The organism is Bartonella sp. MR110HLJHH (genome assembly GCF_042194225.1).
In the GTDB taxonomy this organism is placed as follows: domain Bacteria; phylum Pseudomonadota; class Alphaproteobacteria; order Rhizobiales; family Rhizobiaceae; genus Bartonella; species Bartonella grahamii.
In genome coordinates, this window is the sequence record NZ_JBHIMQ010000006.1 from 75,593 (window position 1) to 98,302 (window position 22,710).

At 38.7% G+C, this 22,710-nt stretch carries 16 protein-coding genes, 1 tRNA gene and 1 pseudogene; 14 read left to right on the forward strand and 4 right to left on the reverse strand.

The annotated features are described in order from the left end of the window. Positions 1–4: 4 nt before the first annotated feature. The 5 genes from ACFIKB_RS05140 (at position 5) to ACFIKB_RS05160 (ending at position 5,902) form a co-directional block, all read left to right on the forward strand. Entirely contained in the window at positions 5–1,369 is a 1,365-nt protein-coding gene (locus ACFIKB_RS05140; protein ID WP_375652973.1) for a pyruvate dehydrogenase complex E1 component subunit beta, read from the forward strand. Between the two features lie 14 nt (positions 1,370–1,383). Then, positions 1,384–2,727: a pyruvate dehydrogenase complex dihydrolipoamide acetyltransferase gene (locus ACFIKB_RS05145; RefSeq protein ID WP_375652975.1), complete on the forward strand. Its 1,344-nt coding sequence runs from the start codon at positions 1,384–1,386 to the stop codon at positions 2,725–2,727. 220 nt (positions 2,728–2,947) lie between these two features. Continuing rightward, positions 2,948–4,408, forward strand: coding sequence for a dihydrolipoyl dehydrogenase (gene lpdA, locus ACFIKB_RS05150; protein WP_375636493.1), 1,461 nt, complete (start codon positions 2,948–2,950; stop codon positions 4,406–4,408). A 67-nt stretch (positions 4,409–4,475) separates the two neighbouring features. Further along, positions 4,476–5,438 (forward strand): lipoyl synthase, encoded by a 963-nt coding sequence (lipA, locus tag ACFIKB_RS05155; RefSeq protein ID WP_273723360.1) that lies wholly within the window; start codon positions 4,476–4,478, stop codon positions 5,436–5,438. Positions 5,439–5,440: 2 nt separating this feature from the next. Next, a complete protein-coding gene (locus ACFIKB_RS05160; protein ID WP_273788342.1) occupies positions 5,441–5,902 on the forward strand; it encodes a type II toxin-antitoxin system RatA family toxin in 462 nt (153 codons plus the stop codon). Positions 5,903–6,442: 540 nt separating this feature from the next. On the opposite strand, the gene ACFIKB_RS05165 is transcribed toward ACFIKB_RS05160, so the two are convergent. From ACFIKB_RS05165 to rirA, 3 genes are read right to left on the reverse strand one after another with little or no spacing between them, the layout of a single operon-like run. Then, positions 6,443–6,931 carry a CinA family protein gene (locus tag ACFIKB_RS05165; protein WP_375636491.1) on the reverse strand — a complete coding sequence of 163 codons (489 nt, stop codon included), beginning with the start codon at positions 6,929–6,931 and terminating at the stop codon, positions 6,443–6,445. Continuing rightward, positions 6,928–8,118: a bifunctional 2-C-methyl-D-erythritol 4-phosphate cytidylyltransferase/2-C-methyl-D-erythritol 2,4-cyclodiphosphate synthase gene (locus ACFIKB_RS05170; protein WP_375652979.1), complete on the reverse strand. Its 1,191-nt coding sequence runs from the start codon at positions 8,116–8,118 to the stop codon at positions 6,928–6,930. Before ACFIKB_RS05170 ends, ACFIKB_RS05165 begins: the two co-directional genes overlap by 4 nt. A gap of 24 nt (positions 8,119–8,142) precedes the next feature. After that, entirely contained in the window at positions 8,143–8,586 is a 444-nt protein-coding gene (rirA, locus tag ACFIKB_RS05175; protein WP_273788340.1) for an iron-responsive transcriptional regulator RirA, read from the reverse strand. Positions 8,587–8,758: 172 nt separating this feature from the next. On the opposite strand from rirA, the gene ACFIKB_RS05180 reads away from it, so the two are divergent. From ACFIKB_RS05180 to ACFIKB_RS05215, 8 genes and pseudogenes are all read left to right on the forward strand, one after another. Next, on the forward strand, positions 8,759–11,026 hold the full coding sequence (locus tag ACFIKB_RS05180) for an ATP-binding protein (RefSeq protein ID WP_375636489.1): 2,268 nt from the start codon (positions 8,759–8,761) through the stop codon (positions 11,024–11,026). 1 nt (position 11,027) lies between these two features. Next, positions 11,028–12,386 carry a sigma-54 dependent transcriptional regulator gene (locus ACFIKB_RS05185; RefSeq protein ID WP_012755009.1) on the forward strand — a complete coding sequence of 453 codons (1,359 nt, stop codon included), beginning with the start codon at positions 11,028–11,030 and terminating at the stop codon, positions 12,384–12,386. 4 nt (positions 12,387–12,390) lie between these two features. Continuing rightward, on the forward strand, positions 12,391–13,767 hold the full coding sequence (trkA, locus tag ACFIKB_RS05190; RefSeq protein WP_375652976.1) for a Trk system potassium transporter TrkA: 1,377 nt from the start codon (positions 12,391–12,393) through the stop codon (positions 13,765–13,767). A gap of 10 nt (positions 13,768–13,777) precedes the next feature. Then, positions 13,778–14,585: pseudogene (locus ACFIKB_RS05195) on the forward strand (hypothetical protein). Positions 14,586–14,731: 146 nt separating this feature from the next. Then, positions 14,732–15,364, forward strand: coding sequence for an ATP-dependent Clp endopeptidase proteolytic subunit ClpP (clpP, locus tag ACFIKB_RS05200; protein ID WP_012755012.1), 633 nt, complete (start codon positions 14,732–14,734; stop codon positions 15,362–15,364). Between the two features lie 183 nt (positions 15,365–15,547). After that, entirely contained in the window at positions 15,548–16,822 is a 1,275-nt protein-coding gene (clpX, locus tag ACFIKB_RS05205; RefSeq protein WP_012755013.1) for an ATP-dependent Clp protease ATP-binding subunit ClpX, read from the forward strand. A 183-nt stretch (positions 16,823–17,005) separates the two neighbouring features. Beyond that, complete coding sequence (gene lon, locus ACFIKB_RS05210; protein WP_375652977.1) at positions 17,006–19,432, forward strand: endopeptidase La; 2,427 nt, start codon at positions 17,006–17,008, stop codon at positions 19,430–19,432. A 231-nt stretch (positions 19,433–19,663) separates the two neighbouring features. Next, the gene (locus ACFIKB_RS05215) at positions 19,664–19,942 is read left to right on the forward strand and encodes an HU family DNA-binding protein (RefSeq protein WP_012231443.1); all 279 of its coding nucleotides are present in this window, start codon (positions 19,664–19,666) and stop codon (positions 19,940–19,942) included. 1,105 nt (positions 19,943–21,047) lie between these two features. Here ACFIKB_RS05215 and trmFO read toward each other — a convergent pair. After that, positions 21,048–22,457: a methylenetetrahydrofolate--tRNA-(uracil(54)-C(5))-methyltransferase (FADH(2)-oxidizing) TrmFO gene (gene trmFO / locus ACFIKB_RS05220; protein ID WP_273788337.1), complete on the reverse strand. Its 1,410-nt coding sequence runs from the start codon at positions 22,455–22,457 to the stop codon at positions 21,048–21,050. A gap of 134 nt (positions 22,458–22,591) precedes the next feature. Between trmFO and ACFIKB_RS05225 the strand changes: the two genes are divergently transcribed. Then, positions 22,592–22,674: transfer RNA gene (locus ACFIKB_RS05225), tRNA-Leu, on the forward strand. The last annotated feature ends 36 nt before the right edge of the window (positions 22,675–22,710 follow it).

Consider the following 22,710-nt stretch of genomic DNA (forward strand, 5'->3'; position numbering starts at 1 on the left):
AAGTATGTCTATTGATATTTTGATGCCGGCGCTTTCACCAACTATGGAAGAAGGTAAACTGTCTAAATGGCTCAAGAGAGAAGGTGATAAGGTTAGCTCTGGCGATGTTATTGCTGAAATTGAAACGGATAAGGCTACAATGGAAGTAGAGGCCGTTGATGAAGGTACTCTTGGTAAAATTTTTGTGCCTGAAGGTTCTGAAGGCGTAAAGGTCAACACTGTTATTGCGATTTTGTTAGAAGAAGGTGAGCGTGCTGAGGATATTTCGCAACCTACGGATACAGCACAAAAACCTAAGGAATCTCCTCTTTCTCTGCCTTCGTCAGTTCCGCAGGTTCCTACTTTTGATACGTCTCCTGATTTTGATATTCCAGCGGGAACACAAATGGTTACAATGACAGTTCGTGAAGCGCTTAATCAGGCTTTGGCTGAAGAAATGCGGCGTGATGAAAAAGTTTTTCTCATGGGGGAAGAAGTCGCGCAATATCAAGGTGCCTATAAGGTTAGTCAGGGTTTATTGGAAGAATTCGGAGAGCGCCGAGTTATTGATACCCCAATTACAGAGCACGGCTTTGCTGGGTTGGCTGTTGGGGCTGCTTTTGGAGGGTTACGTCCCATTGTTGAGTTTATGACCTTTAATTTTGCGATGCAGGCGATGGATCAAATTATTAACTCAGCAGCAAAAACACGTTATATGTCTGGTGGACAAATGACCGCTCCTATGGTTTTCCGAGGTCCCAATGGTGCGGCTGCCCGTGTTGGTGCTCAACATTCTCAATGCTACGCTGCATGGTACAGTCATGTACCAGGTTTGAAAGTTGTCATGCCTTATAGTGCTGCAGATGCAAAAGGTTTGCTGAAAGCTGCTATTCGTGATGATAATCCTGTTATTTTTCTTGAAAATGAGATTTTGTATGGGCATCAATTTGATGTCCCTCAACTGGATGATTTTGTTTTGCCTATTGGTAAGGCGCGTATTCATAAGTCTGGACAAGATGTGACGATTGTCGCGTGTGGAATTGGAATGCATTATGCCGTTCAAGCGTTGCCGGAAATTGAACAGCTTGGTATTGATGTTGAATTGATTGATTTACGAACCATTCGCCCGATGGATCTTCCAACAATTCTTTCTTCGGTTAAAAAAACAGGTCGTTTGGTAACAATTGAAGAGGGATTTCCTCAGTCATCCGTGGGAACTGAAATAGCAACGCGTGTTATGCAGCAGGCTTTTGACTATCTTGATGCGCCAATTGCTACGATTTCTGGCAAAGATGTTCCGATGCCTTATGCCGCTAATCTTGAGAAGTTGGCTTTGCCTAATATTGCTGAAATTATTGAGGCCGTTAAGGCTGTGACATACAGAGCATAACGGAGGAAAGCATAATGCCCATTAAAATTACAATGCCAGCGCTTTCCCCTACGATGGAAGAGGGAAATTTAACAAAATGGAATATTAAGGAGGGAGATAAAGTTTTCTCTGGTGATGTTATTGCTGAAATTGAGACGGATAAAGCGACAATGGAAGTCGAAGCCGTTGATGAAGGTAGGGTTGCCAAAATTGTTGTTCCTGCTGGAACACAAGGCGTTAAAGTAAATGCTTTAATTGTTGTTTTAGCAGAAGAAGGTGAAGATTTAGCTGAAGCTGCAAAAGTTTCAGAAGAAATCTCTTCTTCTACAAGACAAGAACCAGAGGACGTAAAACAGACAGATTCTCTGAAACAGACGGACTCAAAGGGTACAAAAATGTCTCATGAATCATCAGCTCAGCAATTAATGCAGCAAGATAAAAAGGAAGCGCGTCTTTTTGCCTCTCCCTTAGCGCGGCGATTAGCATCTCAGGAAGGTCTTGATTTATCCCTTATTTTTGGAAGTGGTCCGCATGGGCGTATTATCAAGCGCGATGTAGAAAAAGCTGTAAGTAGTGATATTTCTAAAGTGTCTTATTCATCACAAATAGGGGAGCTAGTAGCTACAGGTGCTTCTGACAAACAGATACTGAAACTCTTTAAAGAGGATGAATATACCTTCGCACCCCATAATAATATGCGTAAAACAATCGCAACACGTTTGATGGAATCAAAACAGAGAGTTCCACATTTCTATGTAACGGTAGATTGTGAACTTGATGCGCTATTAGCACTGCGTACACAACTGAATGCTGCTGCACCAATGATTAAGGGGCAGGAAGAAACTCAGCCTACTTATAAGCTTTCTGTTAATGATATGGTGATCAAAGCTGTCGCACTTTCTTTGAAAACTGTTCCTGATGCGAATGTCTCTTGGCTTGAAGGCGGAATGCTTCATCATAAACATTGTGATGTTGGGGTTGCTGTTTCTATTCCCAATGGATTAATTACGCCGATTATTCGCCATGCAGAGGAAAAGCCGTTATCCCTTATTTCCAAAGAGATGAAGGATTTTTCAAAGCGTGCGCGTGAGGGCAAGTTAAAAATGGAAGAATATCAGGGTGGAACAACAGCTGTATCAAATATGGGGATGTATGGTATAAAAAGTTTTTCGGCTATCCTTAATCCACCGCATGCGACGATTTTTGCGATTGGTGCAGGGGAAGAACGCGCCGTTGTTAAAAATGGTACATTAGTTGTTGCGACAGTTATGTCAGTTACAATTTCTGCGGATCATCGTGCTGTCGATGGTGCTTTAGCCGCAGAGCTCGCGCGGACTTTTAAGAAGATAATTGAAAATCCATTAGCAATGTTAGTTTGAACTGTTTAACAGTTCTTCACGTAAGTTGTGAGAGAGTGTGTTAAGAGAATAAAAACAAATTTAAGAGTTTGAAGAGCAATGTTATTGCTATTTCTGGTTTGGGTAAAGCATTTACGTGAAGCTTAAAGCAAAAGACATAAGATAATTCTGTGATGTTGTTTTGCAGTCTTAAGTTCAAAAAATGCATATCCGTTTTATATATATCCATGGAGGAATTACTGTGGCAAATCTTTATGATGTAATTGTGATTGGATCAGGTCCAGGCGGATATGTAACCGCAATTCGTGCAGCACAATGTGGTTTTAAGACTGCGATTGTTGAACGTGAACATTTGGGAGGGATCTGTTTAAATTGGGGATGTATTCCAACAAAGGCCCTTCTACGTTCAGCGGAAATGAAACATTTTGCTGAACATGCAAAAAATTATGGATTAAAAATTAATGGTTCAATTGAGGCAAACATCAAAGATGTTGTGGCACGTTCACGCGGTGTTTCAGCACGTTTAAATGCTGGCGTTGATTTTTTAATGAAAAAAAACAAAATTGATATTATCTGGGGTGAAGCAAAGCTTACCAAAGAAGCGAAGGGAAGCCATCCTGCGGAAATTATGGTTTCTTCATCCTCAAAACCGATTATGCAACCGCAAAATCCAGTCCCTAAAGGGACGTTAGGGGAGGGAACTTATCAAGCAAAGTATATCATTATTGCAACGGGCGCACGTCCTCGTGTCCTTCCTGGTATTGAGCCAGATGGAAAACTCATTTGGACTTATTTTGAAGCTATGATACCGCCAGCAATGCCAAAATCGCTTTTGGTTATAGGGTCTGGGGCTATTGGCATTGAATTTGCCTCTTTTTATCGTGATATGGGAGCTGAGGTAACTGTTGTTGAAATGATGCCCCACATCATGCCTGCTGAAGATATTGAAATTTCAACGTTTGCCTGTAAACAGTTAGAGAAAAAAGGTTTACGCATTCTTCGTCAAGCAAAAGTAACAAAGGTTGAAAAATCTTCTGATTCTGTGACTGTACATATTGATGTTCAAGGTAAAATAGAGTCAATGACTGTTGACCGATTGATTTCCGCTGTTGGGGTGCAAGGTAATATTGAGAATCTTGGTTTAGAAGCTTTGGGAATAAAAACCGATCGCGGGTGCATTGTAACCGATGAATGGAGTTGGACGGGGGTGGAAGGCATTTATGCTATTGGTGATGTAGCAGGTCCTCCTATGTTGGCACATAAAGCAGAAGAAGAAGGTGTGATATGTATTGAGCATCTTGCAGGTTTAAAGAATGCTCATCCGCTTGATAAAAGAAAAATTCCAGGGTGTACATATTGTACACCACAGGTTGCCTCTGTAGGGCTTTCAGAAGCTACAGCAAAAGAAGCAGGTTATGATATACGTATTGGTCGTTATTCTTTTGCTGCGAATGGCAAGGCGATTGCTTTGGGTGAAGATCAGGGGTTAGTAAAAACGATTTTTGATAAAAAAACAGGACAGCTTCTTGGGGCCCATATGGTAGGGGCTGAGGTAACAGAATTGATACAGGGTTTTGTTATTGCCATGAATCTTGAAACAACAGAAGAAGAATTAATGCATACTGTCTTTCCACATCCGACTTTATCGGAAATGATGAAAGAAAGTGTATTGGATGCTTATGGTCAAGTTTTAAACGCTTGATGACTGGATTGTGTGAAAGATTTTATATTTTTGATTGTTACTTCGTATTTATAAGGCAAAGGCTTAAATGGTTACGGTTGTTGATAGAGTTACAAATAGACGTTTGCGTCATCCTGAAAAGGCACATCGTCCTGATACAAGCGTTCAAAAAAAGCCAGATTGGATTCGTGTAAAAGCGCCAACATCACCAATTTATAAGGAAACACATGGTATTGTACGTACGCATAAGTTAGTGACTGTATGTGAAGAAGCTGGTTGCCCTAATATTGGCGAATGTTGGAGCCAGCGGCATGCTAGCTTTATGATTTTAGGTGAAATATGTACGCGTGCTTGTGCTTTTTGTAACGTTGCAACAGGTATTCCACTTGCCGTTGATGATAATGAGCCAGAACGCGTAGCCGATGCTGTTGCACGGATGGAATTAAAACATGTTGTCATTACATCTGTTGATCGTGATGATCTTGCTGATGGTGGTGCTGAGCATTTTGCAAAAGTTATTTATGCGATTCGTCAAAAAACTCCTAAAACAACAATTGAAGTTCTGACACCTGATTTTCGTCATAAGGATGGCGCTTTAGAAGTTGTTGTTGCTGCTAAGCCTGATGTTTTTAATCATAACTTAGAAACAGTTCCTTCTAAATATTTGAAGGTTCGTCCAGGGGCACGTTATTTTCATTCAATTCGTTTATTACAACGCGTTAAAGAACTTGATCCAACAATTTTTACAAAATCGGGAATTATGGTTGGACTTGGGGAGGAGCGAAATGAAATTTTGCAATTGATGGATGATTTGCGCTCTGCTGATGTTGACTTTATGACGATTGGACAATATTTGCAGCCTACACGAAAACATCATCCAGTTGTTCGTTTTGTGCCTCCTGAAGAATTTGAGTCTTTTGCCAAGATTGGTAAAGTAAAAGGATTTTTACATATGGCCTCCAATCCTCTGACGCGTTCATCTCATCATGCTGGAGATGATTTTGCTATTTTGCAAAAAGCGCGTGATGAAAAATTTTCCTTACAGAGATAAATATGCCGATTTTTACAATACATCGGCAGATCACCCATAGTGCCAGTGAAATGTTTGAGCTGGTTTCAGATATTGAGCGTTATCCTGAATTTTTACCAATGTGTGAGTCTTTGATAGTACGTTCTCGAAAAGAGTATGGGAAAAAAATGTTGCTTCTTGCGGATATGACCGTTGGCTATAAGATTATCCGTGAAACTTTTACGACTCAAGTATTTCTTCAGCCGGAAAAAAATCTTATAGAAGTTAAATATATTGATGGTCCATTCAAATATCTTGAAAATCGTTGGTCCTTTCATGATATTGAAAATACCAATGCATGTAATGTAGAGTTTTTTATTGATTATGAATTTAAAAGTAAAACGCTTGGATTAGTGATGGGCTCAATGTTTGATATTGCGTTTCGTAAATTCACCGACGCTTTTGAGAAGCGTGCGCATCAGATTTATGGCTCTACGATAACATAGTCTATTCTGTTATTTTTTAACAATACGTATTGCTTATAACAGCGTGAAGGTGAAAACTGGTTTTCATCTTTACTATTTGTTTTAATTCATCTTTTTCAGCTTTGAAAAGCATATTAAAGGAATATCATTTTAAATGATGAAGATGATGCACAGCTTTACGCTTTTGTTTCTCTTTTTTAATAGAGGCATATCCAAACAAAACGCCCAAATAGGACATGCTTGCGTCATACCCATTTCATAATAAATAGTAGAGATACTCGTAAAAGTATATAAATCAACATCTTTACACTTATGAAAAAGTCAGCCTGCACCATTGATTTGCCATCTCTCAAGATGTTGCGCGAGCTCTTAGCATTTGAGAGAGGTACAAGTATCCCTTTCTTTAATTATTTTATTTATACAGTTTTTTTCTTGTGGCGTGCAAGTAAATAAATTTGATTGATTCAACTTAAAGTTGTGGCACAATAAATCATTTTTTCAAGATGTTGACGATTATAGACTCAATGTGGAATAGAGAGCTTTGAAATTAGTATGGGGAATTCAGTGAAGCAATTCCAGAATCATTTTAAAAACATTTTCAACAGTTGCATGGCGGATAGCATTGCGGTTAAGATGACCAAAGTGCATTTCTTTGTGCAGAGTTTTATGATTTTTGTAAGCAACTGCGCAGTGCACAAGTCCTACAGGTTTATCAAGACTTGCTCCTCCTGGACCAGCAATTCCTGTTACAGAGACTGCAATGTCAGCTTGTGAATGTTTTAATCCACCCTCAGCCATTGCAAGAGCAACTTCTTTTGAAACGGCGCCATAGGTTCTTATAAGTTCAGCACAAACGCCAACAAGGCGTGTTTTAGATTCATTTGAATAAACAACAAATCCACAATCGAGAACATCTGACGAGCCTGCAATATTTGTGAGGCTTGCAGCAATGAGTCCTCCTGTACAAGACTCTACAGTTGTTAACAGCAAACCTTTTTGGCGAAAGATATTAAGGACTTCATGTGCTTGTTTTTCACAAAGATATGTCATTGGGGAAGTTCTCCTGAATAAAGAACGCTCGCTGTTGCAAGAGCAGCAATTCCTTCACCGCGACCAATAAATCCAAGCCTTTCATTTGTTGTTGCTTTGATAGAGATTCGATCAGGTGTTATTGAAAGTATTGTCATAAGCTTTTCTGTCATGGCATGACGATAGGGACCAATTTTAGGATTTTCAGCAATAATTGTGATATCAACATTGGCGATACGACCACTTGCTTGTTTTAGAATATCAAGAGCATGACGGAGAAAAATTTCTGATGATGCATTTTTCCATTGAGGATCAGAGGGAGGGAAATGTGTGCCAATATCTCCAGCACCTCGCGTAGCGAGCAGGGCATCTGTTAGCGCATGAAGAGCAACATCCGCATCGGAGTGTCCATTCAATTTTTTATGAAAAGGAATTTTTATACCACATAAAATAAGAAAATCACCATCCTCGAAAGAGTGAACATCATAACCATTGCCGGTGCGGATATCAGGAAATATTTGCATTTTCTTTTGGAGATATAAATGTGCAGTATTAAAATCTTCATGCCATGTAATTTTTATGTTGTTAGGATCCCCAGGAACGGTACGCATAGGAATTCCAAACCATTCGGCAATCGCAGAATCGTCAGTGAATTCTTTTTTGCAAGCTTGTTTTGCTTGTTTATGGGCCGCTAAGATATGTTCAAAGGGAAAACACTGTGGAGTTTGTGCACTATAAAGATGGGTACGGGGAATTGTTTCTAAAACATGCTGATTATTTATACGTTTAAGGGTATCAGAGATGGGCAGAACAGGAAGAACACCTTCTTGAGGTGTGATCGTGTTGTGAATGTTATCAAGAAGCTTGTTTTCGATAAAGGGGCGTGCACCATCATGAATATGCACATATTGGGGATTGAATTTTTTGAGTGCCTGAAGTCCATGTAAGGTAGAGATTTGACGTGTCCTGCCTCCTTCAACGATAATAAGGCGCTCTTTAAAATCGCCGATAGCTTGTTCACAGATTTGACGATCTTCTGGATGAATAACAAGGATAATTGTTGTGATAGCTGGATGCTGCAAAAAACAATGCACGGTATGATAAATAATCGGCTTTTGTCCTAGAAGCCGATATTGTTTTGGAATTTTATGGGGAGACCCTGCTCTTTCACCGCGTCCAGCAGCTAATATTATTGCTGCAATAGAAATACTTAATCTCCTCGTGTTATAATCTTAGTTTGCTTTTTTGTCATTAATTTTAAAATGATTTTGAAAGGATGGTTGTTGTAGATCAGCAAGGGATATCACGGATAACACCTCAAAAAAAGCATTTAATGCTTTTTGAAGTGCGGTATTTAAACCACAAAAATCAATCAAGGGGCAAGTCGGTTCTGCAGTATCGAAACATTCTGCGAGGGAAAAGTTGTCTTCTGTTACTTTCACAACATCAGCGACTGAAATCTCTGCTGCGGGTTTCGCCAACCTAACTCCACCATTGCGTCCACGCACTGTTTGTATAAAACCTGCTTGAACAAGCAGCTGAAGGATTTTAAATAAAAAAAGTTCTGAAACGGCATATGCTTTAGCAATTTCTGGAACACGACTGAGAGTTCCCTGATTATCTGCACAATACATGAGCATTCGAAGAGCATAATTTGTTTGTTTTGTTAATCGCATCTCATTTCCTTCGTAAAGTATCGTCGAACACAGTTTATTTTAAGATATTTTGCAAAATGTAGAAGTTCTTTCTCATTGACTATATTTGCCCTATTTTAAATGTAGTATTAGTATTGTCAATTTTTGCTACAAAAGGTTATATGAGAATAATGGGATAAGGGTATGTAAGCTCATGACGAATATAACATCTGTAACGAATCTTCAAGACATAGATAAAAATACTTATAACGATGAGTTGTATCGTTTAAGTAAGGTATATATTTTTTTAGGGATTACAATTATTGTATTGGCGTTACTTACGGCCTCTGTTTCATTTATTATTCTTATTGGATTAACCCCTGTTGTTCCCAGTAGAACAGTAACCCTTATTCTTATAGGGATTAATAGTTTTTGGGTTTTAGGGCTTATTGTCATCGTTTTTTATGAGATGATTCCGATTATTCGTGCTTGGCGTTCAAGGCGTGCAGGATCGCGTCTTCATGTGCGCCTTATTTCATTGTTTGCACTTGTTGCGACAATGCCGGCTGTTGCTGTAGCTCTTGTATCGGGTCCAGCACTAAATTTGGGACTTGATCGATGGTTTGATACAACAACGCGGCAAATTGTGGGCTCTTCTATTGATTTAGCAAATGCTTATGCAGATGAAATGCTTCAAAATTTAAAAAATTTATCCTACGCGATGGCATTTGCACTTGATAACAAAAAACTCTTAGAACGTAATCCGGCTGAATATAGGATGCAATTGACGCGTCATGCTATAGGACGCAATTTGCGTGGCGCATTTTTGTTAAGTTCTAGCGGAGCTATTTTTATATCGAGTGCTCTTGGTGATGAAGATAAACTGCCAATTCCTCCTTCCAATCTTATTGAACGTGCAACCAGTGCGAGGCCTTTTTCTTTTCAACCAGGCGTGCATGATTATTTTGGTATTATTTTAAAATTTACCAACATTCCAAACACATTTTTATATTTGGTGCGTGACGTTGATAAAGGTGTTTTATCTGCTTTGCGTTTAACAGAAGTCAATACAGATCGTTATCGTGATTTAAATGAAAATCGCCTGCTGACGCAAATTGCATTTGGTATGCTTTATTTATGTCTTTTTTTTAGTTTATTCCTATCGGCTATTTGGGCTGCTATTGCTGTCGCTGATCGCTTAGTACGTCCTATTCGTCTTCTCATTAGTGCTGCTGATGATGTTGCTACTGGAAATATGGAAATTTTTGTGCCAGTACGCGCGAAGGACGGAGATATTGGGCAATTATCCAAGACTTTTAATTACATGGTCAGTGAATTGAAAAGTCGGCGCAATGAGTTGATTGCAGTACGTGATCAAATTGATGAGAGACGGCGTTTTTCTGAAGCAGTGTTATCGGGTGTAACAGCAGGAGTAGCGGGTATAGATGATAATGGTGATATTACAATTATTAATCGATCTATTGAAGCGATGTTTGATATTCGCTCTGAACACGTTGTTGGACAAAGTCTTTTATCTTTAAGTGCTGAAATTTGGCAGGTTTTTCAGTTTGCACGTTCATTGGATCGTAAAAATCATCGTGAGCAGGTTACTTTAAACGTTGCAGGAAAAGAGCGTGTCTGTAATGTCCAAGTTACGATGGAAGAGGATGATGGACAGGGGCAATCTTGGGTCCTAACAATTGATGATATTACAGACCTTGTTGCAGCACAACGTACAGCGGCGTGGGCGGATATTGCACGGCGTATTGCACACGAAATAAAAAATCCTCTCACACCCATTCAGTTATCCGCTGAACGCATTCGTAAACGTTATAACAAAGTTATTACACAAGATAGAGAGGTCTTTGAGCGGTGTATTGAGACAATTATTCGACAGGTTGGAGATATTGGGCGTATGGTTGATGAGTTTTCCTCTTTTGCACGTATGCCCAAACCACAAATGCATATTTTAGATATACGAGAATTGTTGCGCGAAGCATGTTTCTTGATAGAAGTGACACGACATGATATTCATTTTGAGCAAGATTTAGGAAGTCTACCACTTATGGGTGCATTTGATAACCGTCTCATTGTACAAGCTTTTTGCAATGTGATCAAAAATGCGAGCGAATCCATAGATTCAGTTATGCGAGAGGAAAATATTCACGGTCATATTCTTATCCGTTCTTATCGTCAAGAGGAATGGGTGGTTGTGGATGTTGTTGATAATGGGAAAGGACTTCCTAAAGAGCAAAGACAAAAGTTATTAGAGCCCTATATAACAACGCGGGAAAAAGGAACAGGGCTCGGGTTAGCCATTGTGCGCAAAGTTATTGAAGATCACGGTGGTTCCATGGAGCTTCATGATGCACCGGAGAGTTTTTATGAAGGTCGTGGTGCGATGATTCGTTTGATGTTTCCGGCGGATGGGGGTAAGCAGGGTAGTATTATACAAGCCATAAATCATAAGATAGGGGAATAGTATGGTATCAGATATCTTGATTGTTGATGATGAAGCAGATATTCGTGAGCTTGTTGCTGGTATTTTAGATGATGAAGGTTATGAAACGCGTGTTGCTTGTAACTCTGATGAAGCATTGGCTCAAATTAGTGAGCGTATTCCAAAGCTCATTTTTTTGGATATTTGGCTACAGGGTAGTCGTCTTGATGGTTTAGCACTGCTTGATGAAATTAAAACGCAATATCCGGCTCTTCCGGTCGTTATGATCTCTGGTCATGGTAATATTGAGACGGCTGTTTCCGCTATAAAGCGAGGGGCATATGATTTCATTGAAAAACCTTTTAAAGCTGATAGACTTGTATTGGTTGCAGAGAGAACACTTGAAAACTCAAATTTAAAACGTGAGCTTTTAGAATTGCGAAAGCGTTCGAACGAGACATTAGAGTTGCTCGGAAAATCGACAGTTGTAAAAAATTTGCGTCAAATCATAGAAAAAGTAGCACCAACCAATAGTCGCGTCATGATAACAGGTCCTTCAGGGGCAGGAAAAGAGACTGTTGCACGAACTATTCATGCGCTCTCAACGCGTTCGAATGGGCCATTTGTTACAATAAATGCTGCAACGATTACTCCGGAAAGAATGGAAATAGAGCTGTTTGGTAGTGAAATGGAAGGAAGAGAGCGCAAGATCGGTGCCTTAGAGGAAGCTCATGGCGGTATATTATATCTTGATGAAATTGCTGACATGCCACGTGAGACTCAAGGTAAGATTCTTCGGGTGTTAACGGGGCAGACATTTGAAAGAGTTGGCGGCACAAAACGTGTTAAGGTGGATGTCCGTATTATTTCTTCGACAGCGCAAAATCTTGAAAACCTCATTTCCGATGGGCGCTTTAGAGAAGATCTTTTCCACCGTCTTTCCGTTGTTCCTATTGCTGTTCCGCCCCTTTCAGCGCGTCGTGAAGATATTCCAGAACTTGTACATCATTTTGTAAAAACAATATCACAGCAGGTTGGGATTAAACCGCGTGCAATCAGTGATGATGTGATTGCTATTTTGCAAACGCATGCTTGGCCGGGTAATGTGCGGCAATTACGTAATAATATTGAGCGTCTTCTTATTCTTGTGCGGGATGGTGATGGTCCTATAACAGCGGACTTTCTTCCCAGTGAAGTAAGTGATTCTTTGCCACGTCTTCAAATGGATTCAGATGAAAGTATAATGGATTTGCCGTTACGTGAAGCACGAGAATTGTTTGAAAAGAGATATTTAGTGGCACAGATTGGGCGTTTGGGTGGAAATATATCACGTACTGCTGAATTTATAGGCATGGAGCGTTCAGCTTTGCACCGTAAACTTAAAGCGCTTGGAGTTTCTTAAAGCGATGCGTGTTATTATTTGCGGAGCAGGACAGGTTGGTTATGGGATAGCAGAGCGTCTTGCTGCTGAAAATCATGATGTTACTGTTATTGATATTGAAACGAGATTAATTGAAAAGATTCGCGATACATTGGATGTGAGAGGTTTTGTTGGTCACGGTTCACGTCCTGAAGTTCTTTTGGCTGCAGATGCAGATAAAGCCGATATGTTGATTGCTGTCACTTTGTTTGATGAAGTCAATATGGTAGCTTGTCAAGTAGCACATTCATTATTTAATGTGCCCACAAAAATTGCTCGTATTCGTTCACAATCTTATTTAGAACCACGTTATAAGACGCTTTTTTCCAGAGAGAATATTCCCATTGATGTGGTTATTTCGCCAGAAGTTGAAGTTGGGGAAATGGTTTTGCGCCGTATTGCCTTACCTGGTGCGATAGATGTCCTTTATTTTTGTAATGATGATATTGTTGCGCTAGCCTTGGAATGTATGGAAGATTGTCCAGTTATTAATACACCTTTGCGTCAATTAACAGAGCTTTTTCCAGATCTTCATACGACGGTTACCGCTATTAAACGTGGTACGGAATTATTGGTTGCACATTCAGAAACGCAATTACGCGTTGGTGATATAACCTATCTTGTTGTTGCTCGTGATCAAATGCGCCGTGCTGTTGGGCTTTTTGGTCATAAAGAACAAGATGCCCACCGCATGATTATTGCAGGAGGCGGTCACATTGGCCTTTATGTTGCACAGGCTATTGAAAAGCGTTTCCATAAATTAAAATTGAAGATTATAGAATCGCATAGAGAAAGAGCTCTCACGATTGCTGATCAGCTTGAAAAAACAACAGTTTTATACGGTAACGTGTTAGATCCAGTGATTCTTCAAGATGCGGGAATTGATCAGTCCGATTTAATGATTACATTGACCAATCAAGATCAGGTTAATCTCTTAAGCGCTATTATTGCTAAAAGATTGGGCTGCAAAGCCAATATGGTATTGATTAATAATGTTGCCTATCAAGAATTTAGTCGTGCTGTTGGTGTGGATGCATATCTTAATCCCCATAGCGTTACAATATCGAGAATTTTGCAACAAATGCGCCGTGGACGTATTCGTTCTGTTCATTCAGTTTTTAATGGCCGAGCAGAAATTATTGAAGCTGAAGTGATGCAAACATCTTCATTGGTTGGTAAGTCATTATCAGAGCTCAATTTATCAGATGGTTTGAGAATTGGTGCAATTTATCGCAATAAGACAATAATACAGCTTTCGGCAGATACGCGCATTTTGTCTGGTGATAGAATAGTGATTTTTGCTCTTGCTGATAGGGTTCGTGATGTTGAACAACTCTTTCGCGTAAGTTTAGAATATTTTTGATATATTATCTATGGATATTTGTACTTTTTGGTATAGTGGACAATTAAGATTGGTGGATAGGCTTTGTTTGTCCTCAATGGTTAAAACTGGACAGCGCGTTAAGCTTTTTAGTTATGATAAAAAAATAGATAATCTTCCTGCCGGTGTTGAGTTGCATGAAGCCGAATCAATTTTACCACGCTCAGCAATTTATCGCCTTGACCCCGATTTTTCTGATGATAAACTAGGGTGTACAATTGTTCAGTTTTCGGATTTTTTTCGTGTTATGCTGATGAAATATCAACAAGGTGTTTGGTTAGATACAGATGTTTACCTTGTTAAACAATTTCATCCAGATGCGGATAAGGTTTGGTTGGCAAGAGAAAATAATACAAGAGTAGGCGTTTCTGCACTTTATTTTCCGCCTAATAACCCTATTATAAAAGTATTTGAAGATTATTGGGCAGGCACAGAAATTATTCCTCATTGGCTTGGGTTTAAGCGTCGTGTTTGGAGACCGTTCTGGTTAAAGAGGAAAAAATGCCGATTTTGCCGGGAAGTCTTGGCGTTACGATATTTGGCAATGATGGTATTTCGCGATTAGCAAAACGATATGGTTTTTTTCATGAAGCAAAGGAAAAGGAAACTTTTTATTATTGGACTGGGCGAAAAGCTGAACGTATTTTGAACCAGCTTTTGGCGTAAAGCCGCTTACAGATTCACGCTTGATAGGCTTTCATATTCACAGAAAGACAAAGACCACGAAAAGACCTCAGGAAGGAAGTTTTTACCATTGGGCGGTATCTCGCATTCCTGATGTTCATCATTTGTTTAAGTAGAGTTATTATTGCTATTTTAACTATTGGGATTTTAATCTATCTTAAACAGCTCTTGATTGTAGCTTGCGCAAGAGAGTAATGTTAACGTATGGATAAAAACATTGAATGTGTAAAGAGCGGTTGTTATATGAACGGAAAGTAAAAATATGAGTGATCCAATGAAAACAGCATTAAGCCTTGTTCCTATGGTTATTGAACAAACCAATCGTGGTGAACGGGCCTATGATATTTTTTCCCGTCTTTTAAAGGAGCGGATTATTTTTATTAATGGTCCTGTCGAAGATGGTATGGCAATGCTTGTTTGTGCACAATTGCTTTTCTTGGAAGCGGAAAATCCTAAAAAAGAAATTAGTCTTTATATTAATTCTCCAGGTGGTGTCGTAACATCTGGTATGGCTATTTATGATACTATGCAGTTTATTCGCCCTCCTGTTTCTACGCTTTGCATGGGGCAGGCGGCATCTATGGGGTCTTTATTGTTAACAGCTGGAGCAAAAGGTCATCGTTTTACATTGCCAAACGCACGTATTATGGTGCATCAACCATCTGGTGGTTTTCAAGGTCAAGCTTCAGATATTGAGCGACATGCGCAAGACATTATAAAGATGAAACGGCGTTTAAATGAAATTTATGTTCAACATACAGGTCAAGATTATGAGATTATTGAGAGAACTCTCGATCGTGATCATTTTATGACAGCAGAAGAAGCCAAAGCGTTTGGCTTAGTTGATGATGTTATACAATATCGTGCAGAAACTGAAAAAGAAGAAAAAGATTAAGAATTTTTATAGAAAAAACAGCTACTTTAAATCACAGAGTTTTATAAAAAATATCGCAAAATAAGAGAAACACCTAAAAATATTGAGACATGCATGGTTTTCTATATGTCTTTTAGTTTTCATGATGAAAAGCTTCCTTTGAAAAGGCAAAGTATTCATATATCGTGGTGAAAGGAAAGAAAAATGAGCAAAATTAGCAATAGCGGGAACGAATCAAAAAATACTCTCTATTGCTCGTTCTGCGGCAAGAGTCAGCATGAGGTGCGTAAGCTCATTGCGGGGCCTACTGTATTTATCTGTGATGAATGTGTAGAGCTTTGCATGGATATTATTCGGGAAGAAAATAAGTCTTCTGGGGTTAAGGTGCGTGATGGTGTTCCTACGCCACAGGAAATTATAACAGTTCTTGATGATTATGTTATTGGTCAGCAGCATGCAAAGCGTGTTCTTTCTGTTGCTGTTCATAATCATTATAAACGGTTGGCGCATCAGTCTAAAAGCAATGATATTGAGTTGGCTAAATCAAATATTCTTCTTGTTGGTCCAACGGGCTGTGGTAAAACTTATCTTGCACAAACATTAGCACGTATTATTGATGTGCCTTTTACGATGGCGGATGCGACCACTTTGACGGAAGCAGGCTATGTAGGTGAGGATGTAGAAAATATTATTTTGAAACTTCTTCAAGCTGCTGACTATAATGTTGAACGTGCACAACGTGGCATTGTTTATATTGATGAGGTCGATAAAATTTCTCGTAAAGCAGACAATCCTTCTATTACAAGAGATGTTTCGGGGGAAGGAGTTCAGCAAGCGTTATTAAAAATTATGGAAGGAACGATTGCTTCTGTTCCTCCTCAAGGTGGACGTAAGCATCCGCAACAAGAGTTTCTTCAGGTTGACACCACAAACATCTTATTCATTTGTGGGGGAGCTTTTGCTGGTTTAGAACGAATTATTTCAGGGCGTGGTGAAAAAACTTCTATTGGTTTTTCTGCGACCGTTAAGGCTCCTGATGAGCGTTGTGTCGGTGAAATTTTTCGTGATTTAGAGCCTGAAGATCTTATAAAATTTGGTTTAATACCAGAATTTATTGGGCGTCTTCCTATAGTCGCTACCTTAGAGGATTTAGATGTTAACGCCCTCATGCAAATTTTATCACAACCTAAAAATGCTTTAGTAAAGCAATATCAGCGTCTTTTTGAAATGGAGAATGTCGAGTTATCATTTCATGAAGATGCTTTACGTGTTATTGCGAAGAAAGCAATTGAACGTAAAACTGGTGCTCGTGGTTTACGTTCTATTATGGAGAAGATCCTTCTTGAGACGATGTTTGAGCTACCGGCTCTTGAAGGCGTTCAAAAAGTGGTTATTTCGAGTGATGTCGTTGATGGGAAAGCGCGTCCTCTTTATATTTACTCAGAACGTGCAGAAGATAAAGAAAATGTATCAGCATGATATTGTGCTAAGCACAATATGAAAGGTGGTAATGAACGGTATTTGATGGGTGTTTATAATAATATCATTATAATGCTTGATTTATGTATTAGTAATTACCACTTCATGTATTGTGAAGAGCTGAGGTTTTCTAAAGGTGGGCTGGTTGTTGTAGATAGCTCATAGGCTCCAGAAAGGAGAGTTATGCAATATATTGATGAAAAGACAGATGAAGTAAGAGATGGGGTTTATGCTGTTTTACCTCTTCGTGATATTGTAGTCTTCCCCCATATGATTGTTCCACTTTTTGTGGGCCGCGAAAAATCAATTCGTGCTCTTGAAGAAACGATGGCGGTTGACAAGCAAATACTATTGGTGACACAAAAAAATGCTTCTGATGACGATCCAAAATCAGAGGATATTTATCATATTGGTACATTTGCTAATATTCTTCAACTTTTAAAGCTTCCTGATGGTACTGTAAAGGTTTTGGTTGAAGGAACTGCACGTGCAAAAATTAGTCAATTTGCTTTAAGTGAAGGTTATCATCAGGCATATGCGGCTGTTACAGAAGAATCTAGAGAGGGTGATGTTGAGATTGAAGCTCTTTCAAGGTCAGTGATTGCTTATTTTGAAAACTATGTAAAGCTTAATAAAAAAATCTCTCCTGAAGTTGTTAATGCGATTGGTCAGATTGATAATCCTTCTAAGCTTGCTGATACGATTGCTTCTCATTTGATGATTAAACTTGCAGAAAAACAGGAAATATTAGAGCTCTTACCTGTACGGGCCCGTCTTGAACGTGTTTTGTCCTTCATGGAAGGAGAAATTTCTGTTTTGCAGGTTGAAAAACGTATTCGTTCGCATGTTAAACGGCAAATGGAAAAAAACCAACGAGAATATTATCTCAATGAGCAGATGAAGGCTATTCAAAAAGAGTTAGGGGCAGGTGATGATAGCCGAGATGAACTCTCTGAATTAGAAGAACGTATCAAGAATACAAAACTATCCAAGGAAGCACAGGAAAAAGCTGGGGCAGAATTGAGAAAATTACGGAATATGTCTCCTATGTCTGCAGAAGCGACAGTTGTCCGTAACTATCTTGATTGGTTATTAGCAATGCCTTGGGGTAAAAAATCTAAGATTAAAAACAATTTAGATTTTGCTGAAAAGGTCATGAATAATGAACATTTCGGTCTTGAAAAAGTTAAGGAGCGAATTATTGAATATTTGGCCGTACAAAGTCGCGCATCAAAGATAAAAGGTCCCATTATTTGTTTGTTAGGTCCTCCTGGTGTAGGGAAAACATCATTAGCGCGCTCTATTGCAAAGGCGACGGGGCGTGAGTATGTTCGTATCTCATTGGGAGGTGTGCGGGATGAAGCAGAAATTCGCGGACATCGTCGAACATATATTGGTTCGATGCCTGGAAAAATTATCCAGTCTATGAAAAAAGCAAAAAAATCTAATCCGCTTTTCTTGCTTGATGAAATTGATAAAATGGGACAAGATTTTCGTGGAGATCCTTCATCCGCTTTATTAGAAGTTCTTGATCCTGAACAAAATAGTACATTCATTGATCACTATTTGGAAGTTGAATATGATCTTTCTGATGTCATGTTTATCACAACTGCCAATACGCTTAATATTCCAGGTCCGTTAATGGATCGTATGGAAATTATTCGTATTGCTGGTTATACTGAATGTGAGAAAATGGAAATTGTTAAACAGCATCTTTTACCAAAGGCACTAAAAGATCACTGTTTGTCTAAAAAAGAACTCAATATTTCTGATGGAGCACTAAGGTCAATTATTCAGTTTTATACACGTGAGGCAGGCGTTCGTAACCTTGAGCGTGAACTCATGAAAATTTCCCGCAAATCTGTTACAAAAATTCTCAAAACGCATCAAAAATCTGTAAAAGTTACAGAAAGTAATATTCATGATTTCTTGGGTGTTAAACGTTATCATTACAATCAGATTGAAGGAGAAAATCAAATTGGTGTTGTGACAGGCCTTGCGTGGACAGAAGTCGGTGGAGAGTTATTGACCATTGAAGGAGTTATGATGCCCGGCAAAGGTAAGATGACTGTAACTGGAAATTTACGTGATATTATGAAGGAGTCCATTTCAGCGGCAGCATCTTATGTACGTTCTCGTGCTGTTGATTTTGGTATTGAACCTCCACTTTTTGAAAAACGCGATATCCATGTTCATGTTCCAGAGGGTGCTACGCCAAAAGATGGCCCATCTGCTGGGATTGCAATGGTGACAGCAATTGTTTCGGTTCTTACAGGAGTAGCTGTGCATAAAGATATTGCAATGACTGGTGAAATTACTTTACGTGGACGCGTTTTACCAATTGGTGGATTAAAAGAAAAACTCCTAGCAGCTCTTCGAGGAGGGATAAAAAAGGTACTTATTCCTGAAGAAAACGCAAAAGATTTGGTTGATATTCCTGACGATGTCAAAAATAATATGGAAATTATTCCGGTAAATCATGTGAGTGAAGTTTTGAAACACGCTTTGGTTCGTTTTCCAGACACTATTGAATGGAAAGAACCCTCTACGGTGGCTGTCCCAATCCGGTCAGAGGGCAGTGATAGTGAAGGAATACAGATTGCGCACTGATTCACTTATCTCATTTATAACGGCATTTTTTAGGTGGCAGAAGGCGTTGTTGAGGTTATTGTTCTGTTTTTTGTTGGAAAAAGTGAAAAATTCCGTGAATAACTGTGATTATTGCTAAAAAAACAATGTTTTGGATAAAAATAAGACTTCTGTTTGCTGTACTTTTCAATAAACTGACCAATAACATGATTAAGTCATGTTGTCAGGTAATATAGGGAAAGGAAATATTTTATGAATAAAAGTGAATTGGTTAGCTCCGTTGCTGAAAAGGCAGGTGTTTCGAAAGCGCAAGCTGGTGCTGTTGTTGATGCTTTTATGGCTTCTGTAACAGAAGCTTTGGCTTCAGGGGGAGATGTTCGTCTTCCAGGTTTTGGCTCTTTTGAAGTTTCTCATCGTGCTGCAACAAAGGGGCGTAATCCTTCAACTGGTGCTGAAATCGATATTCCAGCACGTTCTGTACCTAAATTTTCTGCAGGAAAAAGCCTTAAAGAAGCAGTTAATAAAAAATAATTTAAGCTACATAAAAAAAACCCGATTTATTTATAAGCGGGTTTTTTTTAGCACATGTATTATGCCCATTTTTCATATAACACGTTGAGATTTTTGCGGTATTTTTTATTTTCATGTATTACTTGTATTTTTGAAAATAATTTTAAGTGTTGTATAAAATACTGTCAGCTTAAAATATATTTTTTAGCCTTTTCAGTAAAATATTGCACTGTATTAGTGCAGTACCGGTGTGGCTTATAAAATGTAATGTTAACTTTTATTACGCTGAAGTGTTACGGTATTTATTTCAGAACAAGATCCGTAAATAGTATGAGGCAAAAAACTCTGTAAAGTCTATAAAAGTTATTATATACCACCATTTACGCTTAATAAAAGTGCATGTTGGTGCCGCCCTACTGTTTTTCTCAGTTCCTATAATGTTGCAATTAGCCCTCAACATCTGAGATGAGTGCATAAGGAATAGTTTTATTCTTTTACTTATACGCCAACCTTGCTTGTGACGCACCAAGAGGATAAGTTTTATTGATTTATTATAAGAGATTCTGAAATGAAAGAATCTTATGATATTCAGATTTCACTTTCAATATTGTGATTTTTCTTGGCATTTGAGAGGGAAGAGATAGATCCAGCTCTATCCTACAAATATTTTTTCCATATCCCTATTTCACTTGTGATATGCAAGCGAGCGTTTTTTCTTCATCACACAAGAGTTAAAGTGAGAGAATAACACAAATTTTGATGAAGGAAGTTAAAAAACAGAAAAATTACTCTTATAAAATAATGTATATTACGTAATATAAAAAATATTAATAGAGATAATACAGTATTGCTTGTTTATTTTCCATCTATTTAAATTTTTATTATTCATAATATATTGATATAATTATTTTATTTTTAGTCATTAAATCATATTAAATTGTTGATAGCGGTAAAGGTCTTTTATAGCCAAAAGTTATTTTACAAGCACCTAAATAATTAAATAAATGATGAAACGTAGAGTAGTATTTATTGATTGGGGGAGACAGTCTTTAAAAGGCTTTAGAATGATTTTTTCACGAGAGTCATAAAGATCTATTCAGTAGATGAGAGGCGAATCGTGTGTTTTTTATAAGGAACTCTTTGATTCTTTATCTGCTAACCACTGAGTACAATCATTGAGAGCTCTTGCTGTGATGGCTTGTTTTTTTACTAATTTTTTTTCTTTACTTGCTAAGCGTTTTCCTGAATGTCTAATAGAAGCAATAGGGGGAAAGAGTCCGAAATTGATATTCATTGGCTGAAAGGACTGTGTTTCTGCTTTTTCATCTATGATGTGTCCCCCTGTAATATGATTCAAAAGGGCTCCGAATGCTGTCGTTTGTGGGGGTAGGCAAGGGGAAATATGATGATATTCGGCAGCAGCAAAACGTCCAGCAAGAAGCCCTATTGCTGCTGATTCTACATAACCTTCACATCCGGTAATTTGCCCTGCAAAGCGTAGTTGTTTTTTTTGTTTTAAACGAAGGGTTTGATCAAGAATAATTGGCGAGTTGAGGTAGGTATTGCGGTGAAGACCACCAAGACGCGCAAACTCTGCTTTTTCAAGACCGGGAATCATTCTAAAAATGCGAATTTGTTCACCATATTTCAGTTTTGTTTGAAAGCCGACCATATTGTAAAGCGTTCCAAGTTTATTATCTTGGCGTAATTGAACGACAGCATAGGGTTTAACTGTAGGGTTATGGGCATTGGTTAAGCCCATAGGTTTCATAGGACCGTGTCTCAACGTTTCAAGTCCGCGCTCAGCCATAATTTCAATGGGGAGGCATCCATCAAAATAGGGCGTTTTTTCAAAGTCACGAAACTCTGTTTTTTCAGCATTTTTTAATGCTTCAACGAATGTTTTATATTGTTCTTTGTTGAGGGGACAATTAAGATAATCTTTTCCTGTTCCCTCAGGACCAATTTTATCATAGCGAGACTGATACCAACAAATGTTGATATCAATACTATCGGTATGGATAATAGGTGCAATCGCATCAAAAAAAGAAAGAGCTTTTATACCGGTTATTGCTTGTAATTCTTGAGCAAGTGCAGGTGATGTAAGGGGACCCGTTGCAATGACAACATGTTTCCAAGCTTTAGGAATTTCTTGAACTTCTTCACGTTTGATTGTTATAAGAGGATGGTTTTCGATTGCTGTCGTAACGGTTTTTGAAAATCCATCACGGTCAACAGCAAGGGCACTACCTGCGGGAACTTTGTTGGCATCAGCAGCTTTCATAATTAACGATTTCGCTAATCGCATTTCAGCATGTAAAAGCCCTACGGCATTTGTTAATGAATCATCGCAACGAAATGAATTTGAACAAACCAGTTCTGCCAAATTATCGGTTTTATGGGCATCTGATTTTTTTTCGGGTCGCATTTCATGCAAAACAACAGGAATTCCTGATTGAGCGATTTGCCAGCTTGCTTCACACCCCGCAAGACCACCACCGATGATATGAATTGGGATATCGAATGTCTTTAACATAATTGACTTTTAGCGTAAGCAGTTATGTATGAAAAGCATAGATTTTGTTTTTTTTAATATATTTGTTTGCTTTTTTCCCGTAATTAATGGTATAGAGACGCCGCTTGTATAAGGTTATTAGCTTGTAAGTTTGAGCGGATGTGGCGAAATTGGTAGACGCACCAGATTTAGGTTCTGGCGGGAGACCGTGGGGGTTCGAGTCCCTCCATCCGCACCAAAGCAATCCCTTAAGTGCTACGGATTTCTACGTGTC

Coding starts and splice junctions, on each gene's coding strand:
- ACFIKB_RS05185 (WP_012755009.1), top strand. CDS start 11,028: ATGGTATCAGATATCTTGATTGTTGATGATGAAGCAGATATTCGTGAG.
- lon (WP_375652977.1), top strand. CDS start 17,006: ATGCAATATATTGATGAAAAGACAGATGAAGTAAGAGATGGGGTTTAT.
- rirA (WP_273788340.1), bottom strand. CDS start 8,586: ATGCGATTAACAAAACAAACAAATTATGCTCTTCGAATGCTCATGTAT.
- ACFIKB_RS05145 (WP_375652975.1), top strand. CDS start 1,384: ATGCCCATTAAAATTACAATGCCAGCGCTTTCCCCTACGATGGAAGAG.
- ACFIKB_RS05215 (WP_012231443.1), top strand. CDS start 19,664: ATGAATAAAAGTGAATTGGTTAGCTCCGTTGCTGAAAAGGCAGGTGTT.
- trmFO (WP_273788337.1), bottom strand. CDS start 22,457: ATGTTAAAGACATTCGATATCCCAATTCATATCATCGGTGGTGGTCTT.
- ACFIKB_RS05180 (WP_375636489.1), top strand. CDS start 8,759: ATGACGAATATAACATCTGTAACGAATCTTCAAGACATAGATAAAAAT.
- lipA (WP_273723360.1), top strand. CDS start 4,476: ATGGTTACGGTTGTTGATAGAGTTACAAATAGACGTTTGCGTCATCCT.
- clpX (WP_012755013.1), top strand. CDS start 15,548: ATGAGCAAAATTAGCAATAGCGGGAACGAATCAAAAAATACTCTCTAT.
- clpP (WP_012755012.1), top strand. CDS start 14,732: ATGAGTGATCCAATGAAAACAGCATTAAGCCTTGTTCCTATGGTTATT.
- ACFIKB_RS05140 (WP_375652973.1), top strand. CDS start 5: ATGTCTATTGATATTTTGATGCCGGCGCTTTCACCAACTATGGAAGAA.
- ACFIKB_RS05165 (WP_375636491.1), bottom strand. CDS start 6,931: ATGACATATCTTTGTGAAAAACAAGCACATGAAGTCCTTAATATCTTT.
- trkA (WP_375652976.1), top strand. CDS start 12,391: ATGCGTGTTATTATTTGCGGAGCAGGACAGGTTGGTTATGGGATAGCA.
- ACFIKB_RS05160 (WP_273788342.1), top strand. CDS start 5,441: ATGCCGATTTTTACAATACATCGGCAGATCACCCATAGTGCCAGTGAA.